This is a genomic window from Aliirhizobium cellulosilyticum, assembly GCF_014198105.1.
GTDB classification, from domain to species: Bacteria; Pseudomonadota; Alphaproteobacteria; order Rhizobiales; family Rhizobiaceae; genus Neorhizobium; species Neorhizobium cellulosilyticum.
The window spans coordinates 52,394-67,708 of sequence record NZ_JACIGW010000010.1; the positions used below are offsets into that span (position 1 = coordinate 52,394).

Here is a 15,315-nt window from a genome sequence, read left to right on the forward strand (position 1 = left end):
GCCACATCTATGTGAGTTGACCGGAAGCTTGGCGAGGAACACAGTCATGGCAACTGGAGAAGCTGCCATGACGATATTTGCGCGCAAAAACCTTGGAATGACATTCGCCTTGCTGCTGCTTGCCGCTCCAGCAACATCCGCGTTTGCTGCAGAAGCGGCGGTGGTTATCCCGGCTCCCGCCATTGATGAGGCAGCCAAGGGCAGCAGCGAGACCGCAGTTTTTGCCGGCGGCTGTTTCTGGGGCGTTCAGGCCGTGTTCCAGCATGTCAAGGGCGTGAAGAACGCGGTCTCGGGATATTCCGGCGGCGCGAAGGAAACGGCCAGTTACGAGACCGTCAGCCTGGGCGAGACGGGCCATGCGGAGGCGGTGGAAGTGACCTTCGATCCGCACGAGGTGAGCTACGGCACACTGCTGCAGGTGTTTTTCTCCGTCGCCCATAACCCGACCCAGTTGAATTATCAGGGGCCGGATCAGGGCACGCAGTACCGATCAGCGATTTTTACCGCCAGCGCTGAACAGCAGAAAGTTGCCGCAGCCTACATCGCCCAACTGGACAGAACCGGGCTGTTTCATGCGCCGATCGTGACCAAGCTTTCGAAGCTGGAAGGCTTTTATCCGGCAGAAAAATACCATCAGGATTTCCTGACGCTCAATCCGAACCACCCCTATATCGTTTATAACGACATGCCGAAGATCGATAATCTGAAGACCATCTTCCCGGCAGCCTTCAGGGCCAATCCGGTACTTGTCTCCAAGGCGAAGACCTAGGCGGCAAACGCTCGGATCGCTTCGCACAGCGTCTTGAAACCGTCTCGTGCGCCCTCGCTCATATGCCGGGCGCGAAGCCATCCGTGGACCATTTGCGGCTCGTCGCGAAAGCTTGCGGAGACACCCCATTGGTTCAGCCGCGCTGCATAGAGCCGGCCATCATCACGCAGCGGATCGAAATGCGCCACGGTGATATAGGCAGGCGGAAGCCCGGAAAGATCGCTTGATAGAAGCGGATGCGCCACCGGCTCAATTTCCGGCGCTTTTAGCACTGCGCGATAATAGGCGACATCGGCGGTCGTCAACCCCGGCGCATTCGCCATTTCTCGATACGAACCTGAAACAAGATCGCCGCCAAGCGCGGGGTAAATGAGCACCTGACCTATAATGCCGGGAAGGTTTTCGTCACGCGCCCGAATTGAGAGGCCGGCAGCAAGATTGCCGCCAGCACTGTCGCCGATCACCACGATCTTGCTACCCTGCCCGATAAGCTGCTTCAGCACGCCGTAACAATCATCCGTCTGAACAGGCCAGACGTGTTCCGGCGCGAGACGATAATCGACAGAAATGAGCTCCGCTTGGGCCAACTCGGCAACCTCGGCACAGATCGCATGATGGCTCTCCAGAGAGCCGACGACAAAGCCGCCGCCATGCAGATAGAGCAAAACGGTTTTCGTAGTGAGATGCGCAGGTCGGTAGCGCCGGATCGGCGCGAACAAAACCTCATCCTGAAAGATCATCCCCTTGGGCAGCGGCCGGTCGAAACGGGCACAGAGCGCATCATACCAGACGCGCTGCTGCGCAATCGGCGCATTCACGGCGTCGGGGGGATAAAAGCTGTTGCAGACATCGAGAAACTCAAGAATACCCGGCTCGCTCGGCATCGGCGAATGTGTCTCGCTGGTCTCCATGGCCTCATTCATCCTGTTTCTCCGAGGACCAAAGGCTAGGCAAGATGACGGTATGCTGCAAGAGTAAGAACGGCTCTCACTCTCCGTTGAAATCCTTGAGCAGCACCGACTGATCCGTCAGGTACCGGGCGAAGATGGGCAGGCTGGCGCCACCGATCGCGCGCGCCTGCGATCCGACCTTGCCCTGGATGATATCGGGAATGACGACACCGCGAAGGTCGAGCCGGGCAACCGCCTCGATCGTCGCATCGACGATGCGTTTCCTCACCCAGCCCGGAAAGCCACCATCGATGACCGCCGCACCGAAATCGATGATCGAAGCGGCCGCGACGATGGCCTGCGCCAATGCGGCAGCTGTCGCCTGGACCCAGAGCTCTAGCGGCTGGCCGAAATCGACCCAGTCATCGGCCGAATACCAGAGCGGCTGCGGATCGATGCCGCGATCTCTCAGCATGTTCTCCAGTACGAAGATCGAGGCGATATCGAGAAGCTGGCGATTTTCGCCATTCCTGCCCCGCACCGGCAGCGGCCCGACGGCCCCGGCAGTGCCCGTACGGCCCGAAAAAATGCTCGAATTCAACACGATGCCGCCGCCGATGAACGAGCCGATGAACAGATAGATGAAATCCGGATAGGTAGGCCCGACACCGAATACCAGCTCCGCACCACAAGCGCTGGTCGCGTCATTCTGCAGATAGACGGAGTGAGCGACGCGCGACGCAACTTCGGCCTGGAGATCGAAGCCGCGCCAAACCTCCATGGCGCCCGATGGCGCGCCAATCTCGTCGGCCCAATTCCACAACTCGAACGGCGCAGCGATGCCGATGCCGGCGATCCGCGCCTGCTCCTCGCCGCTCATCTGCGCTTCGATATCGGCAATGCCCGAGGTGATGATCCGCAGAATCTCCTGCGGCAGCGGATAGGCATAGGTCTCGTGATAGCGCTTGCGGATATTACCGACGAAATCCATCAGCACCAGATCGGCGCTGCGACGGCCTATCTTCACACCGAAGGACAGGACGGCATCCGGGTTGAGACGCATGGGTATAGAAGGTTGGCCGACACGCCCCCGCACCGGCTCGCCGCGAAGCAGCAGACCATCTTTCTCCAGCGCCCGCATGATGACCGAGGCCGTCTGTGCCGAAAGGCCGCTGAGCCGGGTAATATCTGCCTTCGACAGCGCACCATGCAGCCTGACCAACGACAGGACCAGCCGCTCGTTATAGGCGCGCACCCGCGTCTGGTTGGAACCACCGGAAAAACCGGCAGAAGAAACAGGCCCGGAAAGCGGGCCATCGGTGATCGACATCCAGCACCTCCCTTGCCTTCGCTCTCTCACGTTGGACATAGCATGACAAGACAGAATAAATAATTCAATCGGAATTAATTATTGACAGACGAATTTCTTTCGCGATTATTGACGATTGTAAGAACGCGGGAACACCCGGAGGAGGCACTGGGGCACGATCCGGACTGCATTCTAAAGCGAACCCGTCCGCAGCGAGCGGACTTCGTCTCTGGGAGGAGATCATGAAAAAATCTGTATTGTCCCTGTCATTCGGGGCGCTGGCGCTTGGCGTAGTATTTTCAGCACCGGCCCAGGCCGCAGACGTTTCGGCCTGCCTGATTACCAAGACAGATACCAACCCCTTCTTCGTCAAGATGAAGGAAGGTGCGACCGCCAAGGCAAAAGAACTCGGCGTCTCGCTGAAATCCTATGCCGGCAAGATCGATGGCGACAGTGAAAGCCAGGTGGCGGCGATCGAGACCTGCATCGCGGATGGCGCCAAGGGCATCCTGATCACCGCCTCCGACACCAAGGGCATCGTGCCGAATCTCAAGAAGGCACGTGACGCCGGCCTGCTGGTAATCGCGCTCGACACGCCTCTGGAGCCGATCGACGCCGCCGACATGACCTTCGCCACCGACAATCTGCTGGCCGGCAAGCTGATCGGTCAATGGGCCAAGGATACGCTGGGTGACGCCGCCAAGGAAGCCAAGGTGGCCTTCCTCGATCTTACCCCATCGCAGCCTTCCGTCGACATTCTTCGCGACCAGGGTTTCATGATCGGTTTCGGCATCGACCCGAAGGATCCGAACAAGATCGGTGACGAGGACGATCCACGCATCGTCGGACACGATATCACCAACGGCAATGAAGAAGGTGGCCGCACCGCGATGGAAAACCTTCTGCAGAAGGACCCGACCATCAACGTCGTCCACACGATCAACGAACCGGCTGCCGCCGGCGCCTATGAGGCGCTGAAATCGGTCGGCCGCGAGAAGGACGTGCTGATCGTCTCGGTCGACGGCGGTTGCCCGGGCGTCAAGAACGTCGCCGATGGCGCGATCGGCGCCACCTCGCAGCAATATCCGCTGCAGATGGCGGCACTCGGCATCGAGGCGATCAAGAAGTTTGCCGATAGCGGCGAAAAGCCGAAGCCGACCGAAGGCAAGAACTTCTTCGATACCGGCGTAACGCTGGTCACCGACAAGCCGGTGCCGTCGATCAAGTCGATCGACACCAAGGAAGGCCTGAACAAGTGCTGGGGCTAAGCCTTTAGCAAATCCTTGCGGGCCGGTGGACCTGTTCCACCGGCCTGCCACGGCAACCCGGCCTGAACCGGGCATCGACAAAAGCGGGAGGATTTCATGAGCGAGCCAGTGGCAAGCGCACCGCATCACGACTATGAAAAAGTGCTCAAGGACAGTTCGAAGGATGTAGCATCCTTCGAACAGGACAAGCCGTCCTTCCTTCACAAGTTCCGTCACTTTCTGCATTCCAACCCGTCCGCCGTATCGCTGATCGTGCTGGTCGTGTCGTTGATCGTGTTCGGCCTGACGCTTGGCGGCAAGTTTTTCTCCGCCTTCTCGCTGACGCTGATCCTGCAGCAGGTGGCGATCACCGGGATCGTCGGGGCAGCCCAGTCGCTGGTCATCATGACTGCCGGTATCGATCTTTCGGTCGGCGCCATCATGGTCCTGTCGTCGGTAGTGATGGGGCAATTCACCTTCCGCTACGGCCTGCCGCCAGAACTCGCGATCCTCTGTGGTTTTGCAACCGGTGCGCTTTGCGGTTTCATCAACGGCGTTTTGATCGCCAGGGTGAAACTGCCCCCCTTCATCGTCACGCTGGGCATGTGGCAGATCGTGCTTGCCAGCAACTTTCTCTATTCCGCCAACGAGACCATTCGCTCGCAAGAAATCGAAAGTACTGCCCCAATTCTCCAATTCTTTGGAGAAACCTTCAAGTTCGGCGGCGCGGTCTTCACCTACGGCGTGATCGCCATGATCCTTCTCGTCGCAGTGCTCTGGTACGTGCTCAACCACACCGCCTGGGGAAGGCATCTCTACGCAGTCGGCGACGATCCGGAAGCAGCCGATCTTTCCGGCGTCAACGTGCAGCGCATGCTGATTTCCGTCTATGTGCTATCGGGCGTCATCTGCGCGCTGGCAGGCTGGGCGCTGATCGGCCGCATCGGCTCCGTGTCGCCAACCGCCGGCCAGTTTGCCAATATCGAATCGATCACCGCCGTGGTGATCGGCGGCATCTCACTCTTCGGCGGCCGCGGCTCCATTCTCGGCATGATGTTCGGCGCGCTGATCGTTGGCGTCTTTTCGCTCGGCCTGCGCCTGCTCGGCACCGATGTGCAATGGACCTATCTCCTGATCGGCGTCCTCATCATCGTCGCCGTCGCAGCCGACCAATGGATCAGAAAGGCTTCACGCTGATGACCGACACACGCAAACCCATCCTCACTGGTCGCAATCTCGTCAAGCGTTACGGTCGTGTCACCGCCATCGATAATGCCGATTTCGATCTCTATCCCGGCGAAATCCTCGCCGTGATCGGCGACAACGGCGCCGGAAAGTCGTCGCTGATCAAGGCGATTTCCGGTGCGATCCGCCCCGACGAGGGCGAGATCCGCATGGACGGAGAACTCGTCCATTTCGCCTCGCCGATCGAGGCCCGCAAAGCCGGTATCGAAACCGTCTACCAGAACCTCGCGCTGTCGCCGGCGCTTTCGATCGCCGACAACATGTTTCTCGGCCGCGAAATCCGCAAGCCCGGCTTCATGGGTAAGGTTCTGCGCAAACTCGACCACGGCGCCATGGAAAAGATGGCGCGTGAAAAGCTCTCCGAGCTTGGGCTGATGACCATCCAGAACATCAACCAGGCCGTGGAAACGCTGTCTGGCGGTCAGCGCCAGGGCGTGGCGGTGGCGCGGGCAGCGGCCTTCGGTTCCAAGGTCATCATCCTTGATGAGCCGACGGCAGCACTCGGCGTCAAGGAAAGCCGGCGTGTGCTGGAGCTGATCCTCGACGTGCGCTCGCGTGGCATTCCGATCGTGCTGATTTCCCACAACATGCCGCATGTCTTCGAGATCGCCGACCGCATCCACATCCATAGGCTGGGAAAACGTCTTACCGTCATCAATCCCAAGGATTATACGATGTCGGACGCCGTCGCCTTCATGACCGGCGCAAAGGCGCCGGAGCCGCTTGCCGCATGACAATGACCACCGAAGAGATCGCCCGCACACTCATCAACCGTGCGGGCGATAAGCGACGTTTTATCGTCGCGATTGCCGGCCCGCCGGGTGCCGGAAAATCCACGCTCGCCGACGCACTTGTAGTGGCGTTGCAGGCGCTTTGCGAAAGCGCCGAAGTCCTACCGATGGATGGCTTTCACATGGACAATGGTGTCCTGCAGGAAAAGGGCCTGCTCTCCCGTAAAGGCGCGCCTGAAACGTTCGACGTACGCGGCTTTCTCGACATCATTCGCTCGGTCAGGGTGGCGGAAGGAGAAGTGCTGGTGCCGGTATTCGATCGATCCCGGGAACTCGCCATCACCGCATCGCGCGTCATCGAAGTTTCGACGCGGTTCGTTCTTGTCGAGGGAAACTACCTGCTTCTCGATCGCGCTCCCTGGTCGGCGCTGGACGGCGAATTCGACTACGAGATCCTCATCTCTCCCCCCGTCGCGACACTCGAGGAACGGCTTATGGATCGCTGGCGCGGTTACGGATTGAGCGAAGAGGCGGCCCGGGCAAAAACGCAAGGGAACGACCTGAAAAACGGTGCCTTGGTCAGAGACCATTGCCGTGGAGCCGATATAATTCTGGCCGATTAAACGAAAAAGCCTGCCGCGGGAGGAGGTGCGGCAGGCTTTTCGAAAAGATTTGAACAGCGACTGGGAGGAGGAGTGTCGCTGCTCGATCAGGCGCCCTTGGGAGGAGGAGTAGGTCGCCTGAAAATCAGAGGTCTGCGGGAGGAGGAGCATCGCTCTGATGTAGTCATCATACAGGTGAACCGATTCTTTAGAAGCGATATTGCTGCAGCGGAGCTATGCGCTAAGCGCCTAGCTAACGACACTACGACTCTTCAATGCTCACAAATGTGGCAATAGCCAGAGCCGCCGCAGCATCGGTTCGCTTCCAGCACGACAAGACCAGCAAATTAAGGCCGATTTGCAGTATCGGTAGACGCGATCGACTACTCGATCGTGCTGTCTCAAAGAGCAGAACCAATTCCTCCGACAACCGGCATACCGATATCCAGACATGGAAAAGGGCGCGACGATGCGCACCCTTTTTTTTAAGAATGTCCCGATCGACTTGTACTATACGCTGAAAGCCGCGCCGATCAGCGCCTTCGTATAATCGGCCTTTGGGGCCTCGAAGATCGCATCCGTTTCGCCCTGTTCGACGATCTCGCCGTTTTTCATCACGATCACATAGTCCGAGATGGCTTTGACCACCGACAGGTCGTGACTTATGAAGACGTAGGAGAGATTGTGATCGGCCTGCAGCTTGCGCAGCAAATCGATCACCTGCCCCTGAACCGACCGGTCGAGAGCCGATGTCGGCTCATCGAGGATGACGACACGCGGCTTGAGGATCATCGCGCGGGCAATCGCAATACGCTGCCGCTGGCCGCCGGAGAATTCGTGCGGATAGCGGTTGCGTGCTGCCGGATCGAGGCCGACCTCCTGAAGCGCCGCGATGGCGCGCCGGTCGCGATCGGCCTTGCTCAAGCCAGGCTCGTGGACAAGCAGGCCTTCGGTGATAACCTCACCGACAGTCTGGCGCGGCGAAAGCGAACCGTAGGGATCCTGGAAGACGAGCTGCATCTCCTTGCGCAGCGAACGCATCTGGCGGCGATCGTGCCGCGAGATGTCCTGTTTGCCGAAGCGGTATGCACCGTCGCTCGGCAGGAGCCTTAAAAGCGCGCGCCCGAGCGTCGATTTTCCGGAACCCGATTCGCCGACGACACCGATCGTCTGGCCTTCCTGCAGTCTCACGGTGACGCCATTGACGGCACGGAAGGTACGCGGACCTTTGGACAGAAACCCTTTGCCGATATCGAAATCGACGACCACGTCCCGGCCCTCGAGAATTATCGGGGCATTGTCTGCCGGCGGCGCCTTGCGGCCATGCGGCTCGGCATCGATCAGCATGCGGGTATAGGAAGAGGTCGGGTTCTCGAAGATCTGCTCCGTCGTTCCCTGCTCCACCACTTCGCCGCGGCGCATGACGACGACGCGTTCGGCAAAATGGCGCACTATACCGAGATCGTGGGTGATCAGCACGATTGCCATGCCGAACCGCTCCTGCAGCGAGCGCAGGAGTTTCAGGATCTGCGCCTGGATCGTCACGTCCAGAGCGGTGGTCGGCTCATCTGCGATCAGCACGTCCGGCTCGTTGGCGAGTGCCATGGCGATCATCACGCGCTGGCGCTGGCCGCCGGAAAGCTCGTGCGGATAACTGTCGATCCGGCGCGCCGGATCGGGAATGCCGACCAGCTCCAGCAGTTCCAGCACGCGGGCGCGCGCCTGCGCCCCTGAGCCGCCACGGTGATAGAGGATCGGCTCGGCAATCTGCCGGCCGATCGTATAGAGCGGATCGAGCGAAGTCATCGGCTCCTGGAAGATCATGGTGATCTTGGCACCGCGCACCTTGTTCAGCTCGCTCTTCGGCAGACCGACAAGCTCCTTGCCGCGATATTTCGCCGAACCGGTCACGCCGCCGTTCTTGGCGAGCAGGCCCATGATACCCATCATGGTCTGGCTCTTGCCGGAACCGCTTTCGCCTACGACGGCGAGTGTTTCACCGGCCTTGATATCGAAACCGATGCCCTTGACCGCATTCACGGTCCCGTCCGGCGTCGAGAAATCGACTTTTAAATCGCGGATGGAAAGGATGTTTTCTTCTGTCCCGGTCATATCAGCGGTCCTTCGGGTCAAGTGCATCGCGCAGGCCATCGCCGATGAAGTTCAGCGAGAAGAGCGTTGCCACGAAGAAGATGGACGGGAAGATCAACAGCCACGGAGCCGACTGGATATTGCTTGCTCCTTCGGAGATCAGCGCCCCCCAGCTCGTCAGCGGCGCCTGAACCCCAAGGCCGAGGAAGGAAAGAAAACTCTCGAGAAGGATCACTTTCGGCACGACGACGGTAACGAAGACGATGACCGGGCCGATCGTGTTCGGAATGATATGCCGGCGGATGATCTGCCAGTCGCTCAATCCGAGTGCCTGGGCGGCACCGACGAATTCCCGACGCTTCAATGCCAGTGTCTGACCGCGCACGATACGGGCCATGTCCAGCCATTCCACCGCGCCGATGACGAGGAAGATGAGGATGAAGGAACGGCCGAAAAAGACGACGAGCACCACGACCAGAAAGACGAAAGGCAGCGAATAGAGGATCTCGACGAAGCGCATCATCACATTGTCGACGCGACCGCCGAGATAACCCGATGTCGCGCCATAGAGCACGCCGATGCCGAGCGAGACGAGACTGGCAAGCAGGCCGACAGCAATCGAAATCTGGCCGCCGAGCATGACGCGGGCAAGCATGTCACGACCGTTAGGGTCCGTGCCGAAGAAGAAATACTCGCGGCTGACATTGCCTTCGACCTTCAGCTCGCGCCCGTCGTTTTCGGTTGCGACGACCTTGGTGTTTTTGAACTCGTTGGCACGGTCGAAATAGCGGGTTGCGCGCGGATCGATCGGGTTTTCGGCGCTCAATGTTGCGGTAAATGTCTGTCCTTCAACATTGAACTCATCGAGATTGACGCGGGCGCGGGTGGCAACGCCACGCATCGCATCTTCCAGCGACGCCTCATCCGGCCGTGGCTCAAGGCTCGGGCCGACGGAGACGTAGGAGGAATAAACCTGGTCATAGCTGTGCGGCACGAAGAACGGGCCGATGTAGGAAAACAGCGCGATCAGCACCATCATCACGCAGCCGGCCATCGCAGCCTTGTTGCGACGGAAGCGAAGGGCTGCCAGCTGAAACAGGCTGCGGCTTTTGTTGTCCGGGCTTTCCGGCTGCGCGGGCGCAGGATTAGTGACGATATCAGTCATGGCGAACCCTCGGATCGAGCAGGCCGTAAATGAGATCGACCACGAGATTGAAAACGATGACGAAGATGGCGATCAGCACGACCGTGCCCATGACCAGCGTATAATCGCGGTTGAGCGCGCCGAGCACGAAATAGCGGCCGATGCCGGGAATGGTGAAGATCGTCTCGACCACGGCGGAACCGGTCATCAGCGCCGCAGCGCAGGGCGCGAGATAGGAGACGACCGGCAGAAGCGCGCCGCGCATGGCATGGGTGATGACGACGATCCGCGGCGGCAAACCGTAGGCCCGAGCTGTGCGGATATGGTCGGCATGCAGCGCCTCGATCATCGAGCCGCGGGTAAGACGAGCAAAAACGGCAAGCTGCGGCAGCGCCAAGGCGATCATCGGCAGGAGCAAATAACGGAACGAACCGTCACCCCAGCCGCCGGCCGGCAGCAGCGAGAAGACGATAGCGAAGATCAGCGTCAGAACCGGGCCAACGACGAAATTCGGAATTGTCGTGCCGACGGTCGCGAGGGACATGATGGAGAAATCGAGCACGCTGTTCTGGCGAAGGGCAGCAATCGTGCCAAGCGTGACGCCGCCGACCAGAGCCAGGAGAAGCGCGAAAAAGCCGAGTTCCATAGAATAGGGCAGGCCCTTGCTGATCAGTTCGGCGACCGTGTTGTCCTTGTAGATGTAGCTCGGGCCGAAATCGCCCTGAACGGCATTGGATATGTAGGTTACATATTGCCGCCACAGGGGCTGGTCGAGCTGATAGGTCCGCATGATGTTTTCCATCGTTGCGGGCGGAAGCGGGCGCTCCAGATTGAACGGGCCACCTGGCGCAAAGCGCATCAGGAAGAAGGAAATGGTGACGACGATAAACAGCGTCGGTACGGCGCTCGCAAGGCGGCGCAGGACAAAAGCCAGCATGCGGGTGTCTCCTGCAAAACGGCGCCCGCGGTTAGGCGGGCGCCGTCTCGGATGATGGATGTTATTCGGAAACGCTGAGGAAGCGGCTCAGGTGCTCGTTGGCAGCATTGTCCTCCCAGCCGGAAACGCGGTTGGACACGAGCCAGAGATCAGCCTGGGTAAGCAGAGGCGCGACCGGCTGGTCACGCGATAGAAGCGCTTCGGCTTCGTGCAGCAGCTTGGAGCGGGCTTCCGGGTTCTCTTCCGCATAGGACTTCTGCATCAGAGCGTCGAATTCCGGGTTGTTGTACTTGCCGTAATTGAAGGTCTTGTTGGTCGACAGGTTCAGCGCCAGGAAGTTTTCGGCATCCGCATAGTCGGCAACCCAGCCGGCGCGGGCAACGTTGAACTTGCCGCCTTCCTGCAGGTAAGCGTAGTGCGACGAGACGTCGAGATTGGTCATCGTCACCTTGGCTTTGAAAGTGTTCTTCCACATGTCGGCGACGGCGGTGGCGACACGCTCGTGGTTCGGGTTGGTATTGTAGCGGATCTCGATTTCGAGCGGCTTGCCGCCTTCACCGTAACCAGCTTCCTTCATCAGTTCGAGCGCCTTGTCCTCGCGATCAAGCTGCGAAAGTGTGGCGAAATCGGCCTTGGACGGCTCACCGTAGCTTGCCATGCCCGGGGGGACCAGCGAATAGGCCGGGATCTGCGAGCCGCTGTAGATTTCCTTGGCGAGAAAGTCACGATCGACAGCCATCGAAAGTGCCTGACGAACGCGCACGTCGTCATAGGGTGCCTGACTGCCGTCGAAGGCGTAGTAGTAGGTGGCCAGCGTCGGGGAAACGTGGACTTGATCCTTGTAGGTGCCGCGCAGGCGCTCGATCTGGTCGGCCGAGAAATTGAAGACGAGATCCATTTCCTTCGCTTCGAAGCGACGGACGGACGCAGCCTGGTCGTCGATCGGATAGAAGATCACCTTGTCGAGCTTGGTGTTGGCAGCGTCCCAATGGTTCTCGTTCTTCTCGACCACGAGGCTATCATTTGGCACATGGCTGACCAGCTTGAAGGCGCCGTTAGACACCATCACACCCGGCTTGACGAAGTCGGCACCGTTTTTCTCGACACTTGCTTTGGAAACGGGCAGCGCGGTCTGGTGGGCCAGCAGCTCAAGGAAGAACGGGGTCGGGCGCTCGAGCGTGATCTGGAAAGTCTTGTCGTCGACGGCCTTGACGCCGAGGGTAGCGACCTCAGCCTTGCCGTTGTTGATCGCTTCGGCATTCTTGATCGGGTAGAGAATATTGGCGTATTTCGCTGCCGTCTTCGGATCTTCTACACGCTTGAAGGAAAACTCAAAGTCCTGCGCAGTAACGGGTGTACCATCCGACCACTTTGCATTTTCGCGCAGCTTAAACGTGTAGGTTACACCGTCATCAGACAGTGTCCAGCTCTCGGCAGCGCCCGGGATAATCTTGCCAGCAGCATCGTAAATCGTCAGACCTTCGTAAAGATCCTTGAGGATGAAGGCTTCGATATTGATCGAGGTCTGCGCCTGATCGAGCGTCTGGGGCTCGCCGGCATTGCCGCGATGAAGCACTGCCTCGGCGAAGGCCGGAGCGCTGGCGAAGAGCACTGACCCCAGCAGCGCGGCCGCAGAAAGTTTGAGAAGACGAGAAGACATGATCGGTATCCTTTCCCAGTTTATTCCGGATCAGTTGCGGGAATGAATGACAGAAAGGCATGGACTGCAAGGCTTTTCTCATCGCGTCACAGTCGAAGGAGACAACTGTGGCACGCAAGAAAAACGTCAAGGTTGCATAAGAGAAATGTGAACTTGATGAAAGCCATCCGCCATATTCATCTCGTCCGATGAGCCGCCAGGACCATTAGAGACATCTTACGTACAGGGAAGATATGCCGAAGATAGCGTTTCTCTCGCATTGGGTGAGTTGGCGAAATTTTATTGCTCATGGGTGTATGCAGCGATCTTCGGCGGCGGCATTTGCAGTCAGCCAAAGGACACTTTTTGCGTGTGTACCGTACCTACATTGGCAACACAAAAAGAACCGTTACTCCACAATGTTATGATCTGGCGGAATGGCTTGATAGGTGTTCGCTATCGCGTAACCGATCTCGTTTATTGACGGGCAGGCTTCGTGTTGCGACATTTTCTCGCATCCCCCAATGATCTTACCATCGGGGAATGGATGCCGGAGACCGTCGAGGAGGACAGGTTTGCGGCATATGCCGGGAGGCCACGTCCATGACCATGCGAAATTCCGCTGGTGAGATCGCCCAGCGGTCACGCGACATCATCCGTGACCGGAAGCATCTGGAAGGGCCGATGCTGCCCATTCTGCACGCGCTTCAGGCGGAGTTCGGTTACATACCGGATATCGTCAAGCCAGTCATCGCCGATGAACTCAACCTCTCCCGTGCGGAAGTCCATGGCGTCGTCACCTTCTATCCCGAATTTCGTGAACATCCGGGTGGACGGCATGTTCTGAAAATCTGCCGAGCCGAAGCCTGTCAATCGGTGGGCTGTGATAATCTCGCGGATCGCGTTCGCCAGTTGCTGGGGATTGATTTTCACCAGACGACGCCTGACGGAGCGGTGATGCTCGAACCGGTCTATTGCTTGGGTCTGTGCGCCTGCGGTCCTGCCGCCATGCTGGATGGCGAGGTTTATGGCCGGGTCGACGAGCACTGTCTTTCCGAAATTGTTGGGAGGCTGGGCCGATGACGGTAACGATCTTCGTCCCTCGCGATGCCGCATCCCTGGCGCTCGGAGCCGAGAAGGTTGCAGCGGCAATCACAAGCGAAATCGCTGCCCGCAGTATTGACGCCAGGATCGTGCGCAACGGCTCTCGCGGCATGTTCTGGCTCGAACCGCTGGTGGAGGTGCGCACCGATCACGGTCGCGTCGCTTACGGGCCGGTGAAAGCCTCGGATATAAAAGACCTTTTCGACGCCGGTTTTCTCTCCGGCAAGGCCCATCCTCTCTGTCTTGGGCTGACGAAGGAAATCCCCTTCCTGCGTCAGCAGACCCGCCTGACCTTCTCCCGCTGCGGCGTGACCGATCCGCTGTCACTCGATGATTATCGCCATTATCAGGGGCTGAAGGGACTGGAACAGGCTATCGCGATGCCGCGGGCCGAGATTGGGGCTCAGGTCACCGAAAGCGGGCTGCGAGGGCGCGGCGGTGCCGGTTTCCCTACCGGCATCAAGTGGAAGACTGTGATGGAGGCGGTGGCGCCTCAAAAATATATCGTCTGCAATGCCGACGAGGGCGACAGCGCCACCTTTGCCGACCGGATGATCATGGAAGGCGATCCCTTTGTGCTGATCGAGGGCATGGTGATCGCCGGCATCGCGACCGGTGCGACCAGGGGATACATCTATACCCGCTCCGAATATCCGCATGCGATCACCACGATGAGCGAGGCAATCGGCATCGCCCGGGCAGCTGGCATTCTCGGTCTCTCGGTGCTTGGGTCTGATCATGCCTTCGACATCGAGATACGCGCAGGCGCAGGCGCCTATGTCTGCGGCGAGGAAACCGCACTGCTCAACTCGCTGGAGGGAAAACGCGGCATCGTTCGCGTAAAGCCGCCTTTGCCGGCCCTGCAAGGTTTTCTCGGTCGCCCGACGGTGGTCAACAACGTTATCTCGCTTGCCTCCATCCCGGTCATCATGCATCGCGGCGCTGCTTTCTATCGGGATTTCGGCATGGGACGCTCACGCGGCACGATCCCGATCCAGATCGCCGGCAATGTTAAATATGGGGGCCTGTTCGAGACAGCTTTCGGCCTGTCGCTCGGCGAGATCATCGATCATATCGGCGGCGGCACTGCGACGGGGCGACCGGTGAAAGCCGTGCAGGTGGGCGGCCCGCTCGGCGCCTATTTTCCGCGCGCACTATTCGACACACCGTTCGATTACGAAGCCTTTGCCGCGAAGGACGGGCTGATCGGCCATGCCGGCATCACCGTGTTCGACGATACCGTCGACATGCTGAAACAGGCGCGCTTCGCCATGGAATTCTGCGCCATCGAAAGCTGCGGCAAGTGCACGCCCTGCCGGATCGGCTCCACTCGTGGCGTCGAAACGATAGACAGGATCAGGCAGGGTATCGAGCCGGAAAAGAACAAGGCGCTGCTCGTCGATCTCTGCAACACGATGAAGTTCGGTTCGCTCTGCGCACTTGGCGGTTTCACTCCTTATCCGGTGATGAGCGCGATGACGCATTTCCCGGAGGATTTTTCGCCGGCTCCATTGGTGGAGGCCGCGGAGTGATGAGGTTGGACTTGTTCTTTTCAGCGTCGCTTACTCTCACCAGCTGGACATTAGGAATGCCTATTTCCAGCAAGG

The 15,315-nt window shown here is 59.2% G+C and carries 13 protein-coding genes; 7 read left to right on the forward strand and 6 right to left on the reverse strand.

What is annotated here, in order from left to right; all coding sequences use genetic code 11:
• Positions 1-97 precede the first annotated feature (97 nt).
• On the forward strand, positions 98-769 hold the full coding sequence (gene msrA, locus GGE33_RS24920) for a peptide-methionine (S)-S-oxide reductase MsrA (protein WP_246436462.1): 672 nt from the start codon (positions 98-100) through the stop codon (positions 767-769).
• On the opposite strand, the gene GGE33_RS24925 is transcribed toward msrA, so the two are convergent.
• Complete coding sequence (locus tag GGE33_RS24925) at positions 766-1,692, reverse strand: alpha/beta hydrolase (RefSeq protein WP_246436457.1); 927 nt, start codon at positions 1,690-1,692, stop codon at positions 766-768. The two genes, msrA and GGE33_RS24925, sit on opposite strands and share 4 nt — an antisense overlap.
• 64 nt (positions 1,693-1,756) lie before the next feature.
• Positions 1,757-2,989, reverse strand: a complete 1,233-nt coding sequence (locus GGE33_RS24930; RefSeq protein WP_148143754.1) for an ROK family transcriptional regulator — start codon at positions 2,987-2,989, stop codon at positions 1,757-1,759.
• 221 nt (positions 2,990-3,210) lie between these two features.
• Between GGE33_RS24930 and GGE33_RS24935 the strand changes: the two genes are divergently transcribed.
• The 4 genes from GGE33_RS24935 (at position 3,211) to GGE33_RS24950 (ending at position 6,814) form a co-directional block, all read left to right on the forward strand.
• The gene (locus GGE33_RS24935) at positions 3,211-4,236 is read left to right on the forward strand and encodes a sugar ABC transporter substrate-binding protein (protein WP_183829494.1); all 1,026 of its coding nucleotides are present in this window, start codon (positions 3,211-3,213) and stop codon (positions 4,234-4,236) included.
• A gap of 96 nt (positions 4,237-4,332) precedes the next feature.
• Positions 4,333-5,412, forward strand: a complete 1,080-nt coding sequence (locus GGE33_RS24940) for an ABC transporter permease (RefSeq protein WP_183829497.1) — start codon at positions 4,333-4,335, stop codon at positions 5,410-5,412.
• The gene (locus tag GGE33_RS24945) at positions 5,388-6,194 is read left to right on the forward strand and encodes an ATP-binding cassette domain-containing protein (RefSeq protein WP_148143757.1); all 807 of its coding nucleotides are present in this window, start codon (positions 5,388-5,390) and stop codon (positions 6,192-6,194) included. Before GGE33_RS24940 ends, GGE33_RS24945 begins: the two co-directional genes overlap by 25 nt.
• Positions 6,191-6,814 carry a nucleoside triphosphate hydrolase gene (locus GGE33_RS24950; protein WP_183829500.1) on the forward strand — a complete coding sequence of 208 codons (624 nt, stop codon included), beginning with the start codon at positions 6,191-6,193 and terminating at the stop codon, positions 6,812-6,814. Before GGE33_RS24945 ends, GGE33_RS24950 begins: the two co-directional genes overlap by 4 nt.
• Positions 6,815-7,303: 489 nt before the next feature.
• On the opposite strand, the gene GGE33_RS24955 is transcribed toward GGE33_RS24950, so the two are convergent.
• The 4 genes from GGE33_RS24955 to GGE33_RS24970 form a co-directional block, all read right to left on the reverse strand.
• Entirely contained in the window at positions 7,304-8,905 is a 1,602-nt protein-coding gene (locus GGE33_RS24955) for an ABC transporter ATP-binding protein (RefSeq protein ID WP_183829503.1), read from the reverse strand.
• 1 nt (position 8,906) lies between these two features.
• On the reverse strand, positions 8,907-10,049 hold the full coding sequence (locus tag GGE33_RS24960; protein WP_183829506.1) for an ABC transporter permease: 1,143 nt from the start codon (positions 10,047-10,049) through the stop codon (positions 8,907-8,909).
• Entirely contained in the window at positions 10,042-10,965 is a 924-nt protein-coding gene (oppB, locus tag GGE33_RS24965) for an oligopeptide ABC transporter permease OppB (protein ID WP_148143761.1), read from the reverse strand. Before oppB ends, GGE33_RS24960 begins: the two co-directional genes overlap by 8 nt.
• 61 nt (positions 10,966-11,026) lie before the next feature.
• On the reverse strand, positions 11,027-12,625 hold the full coding sequence (locus tag GGE33_RS24970) for a peptide ABC transporter substrate-binding protein (RefSeq protein WP_148143762.1): 1,599 nt from the start codon (positions 12,623-12,625) through the stop codon (positions 11,027-11,029).
• A gap of 582 nt (positions 12,626-13,207) precedes the next feature.
• Here GGE33_RS24970 and GGE33_RS24975 point away from each other — a divergent pair.
• Together GGE33_RS24975 and GGE33_RS24980 are read left to right on the forward strand one after the other, a co-directional pair.
• On the forward strand, positions 13,208-13,687 hold the full coding sequence (locus GGE33_RS24975) for a formate dehydrogenase subunit gamma (RefSeq protein ID WP_148143763.1): 480 nt from the start codon (positions 13,208-13,210) through the stop codon (positions 13,685-13,687).
• Positions 13,684-15,240 (forward strand): formate dehydrogenase beta subunit, encoded by a 1,557-nt coding sequence (locus GGE33_RS24980; protein WP_183829509.1) that lies wholly within the window; start codon positions 13,684-13,686, stop codon positions 15,238-15,240. Before GGE33_RS24975 ends, GGE33_RS24980 begins: the two co-directional genes overlap by 4 nt.
• Positions 15,241-15,315 lie beyond the last annotated feature (75 nt).

Bases quoted from the DNA above. Each gene is read 5' to 3' on its own strand.
- GGE33_RS24935 (WP_183829494.1), top strand. From the start codon at position 3,211: ATGAAAAAATCTGTATTGTCCCTGTCATTCGGGGCGCTGGCGCTTGGC.
- GGE33_RS24975 (WP_148143763.1), top strand. From the start codon at position 13,208: ATGACCATGCGAAATTCCGCTGGTGAGATCGCCCAGCGGTCACGCGAC.
- GGE33_RS24930 (WP_148143754.1), bottom strand. From the start codon at position 2,989: ATGTCGATCACCGATGGCCCGCTTTCCGGGCCTGTTTCTTCTGCCGGT.
- GGE33_RS24970 (WP_148143762.1), bottom strand. From the start codon at position 12,625: ATGTCTTCTCGTCTTCTCAAACTTTCTGCGGCCGCGCTGCTGGGGTCA.
- GGE33_RS24955 (WP_183829503.1), bottom strand. From the start codon at position 8,905: ATGACCGGGACAGAAGAAAACATCCTTTCCATCCGCGATTTAAAAGTC.
- GGE33_RS24925 (WP_246436457.1), bottom strand. From the start codon at position 1,692: ATGAATGAGGCCATGGAGACCAGCGAGACACATTCGCCGATGCCGAGC.
- GGE33_RS24980 (WP_183829509.1), top strand. From the start codon at position 13,684: ATGACGGTAACGATCTTCGTCCCTCGCGATGCCGCATCCCTGGCGCTC.
- GGE33_RS24945 (WP_148143757.1), top strand. From the start codon at position 5,388: ATGGATCAGAAAGGCTTCACGCTGATGACCGACACACGCAAACCCATC.
- oppB (WP_148143761.1), bottom strand. From the start codon at position 10,965: ATGCTGGCTTTTGTCCTGCGCCGCCTTGCGAGCGCCGTACCGACGCTG.
- GGE33_RS24950 (WP_183829500.1), top strand. From the start codon at position 6,191: ATGACAATGACCACCGAAGAGATCGCCCGCACACTCATCAACCGTGCG.
- GGE33_RS24960 (WP_183829506.1), bottom strand. From the start codon at position 10,049: ATGACTGATATCGTCACTAATCCTGCGCCCGCGCAGCCGGAAAGCCCG.
- msrA (WP_246436462.1), top strand. From the start codon at position 98: ATGACATTCGCCTTGCTGCTGCTTGCCGCTCCAGCAACATCCGCGTTT.
- GGE33_RS24940 (WP_183829497.1), top strand. From the start codon at position 4,333: ATGAGCGAGCCAGTGGCAAGCGCACCGCATCACGACTATGAAAAAGTG.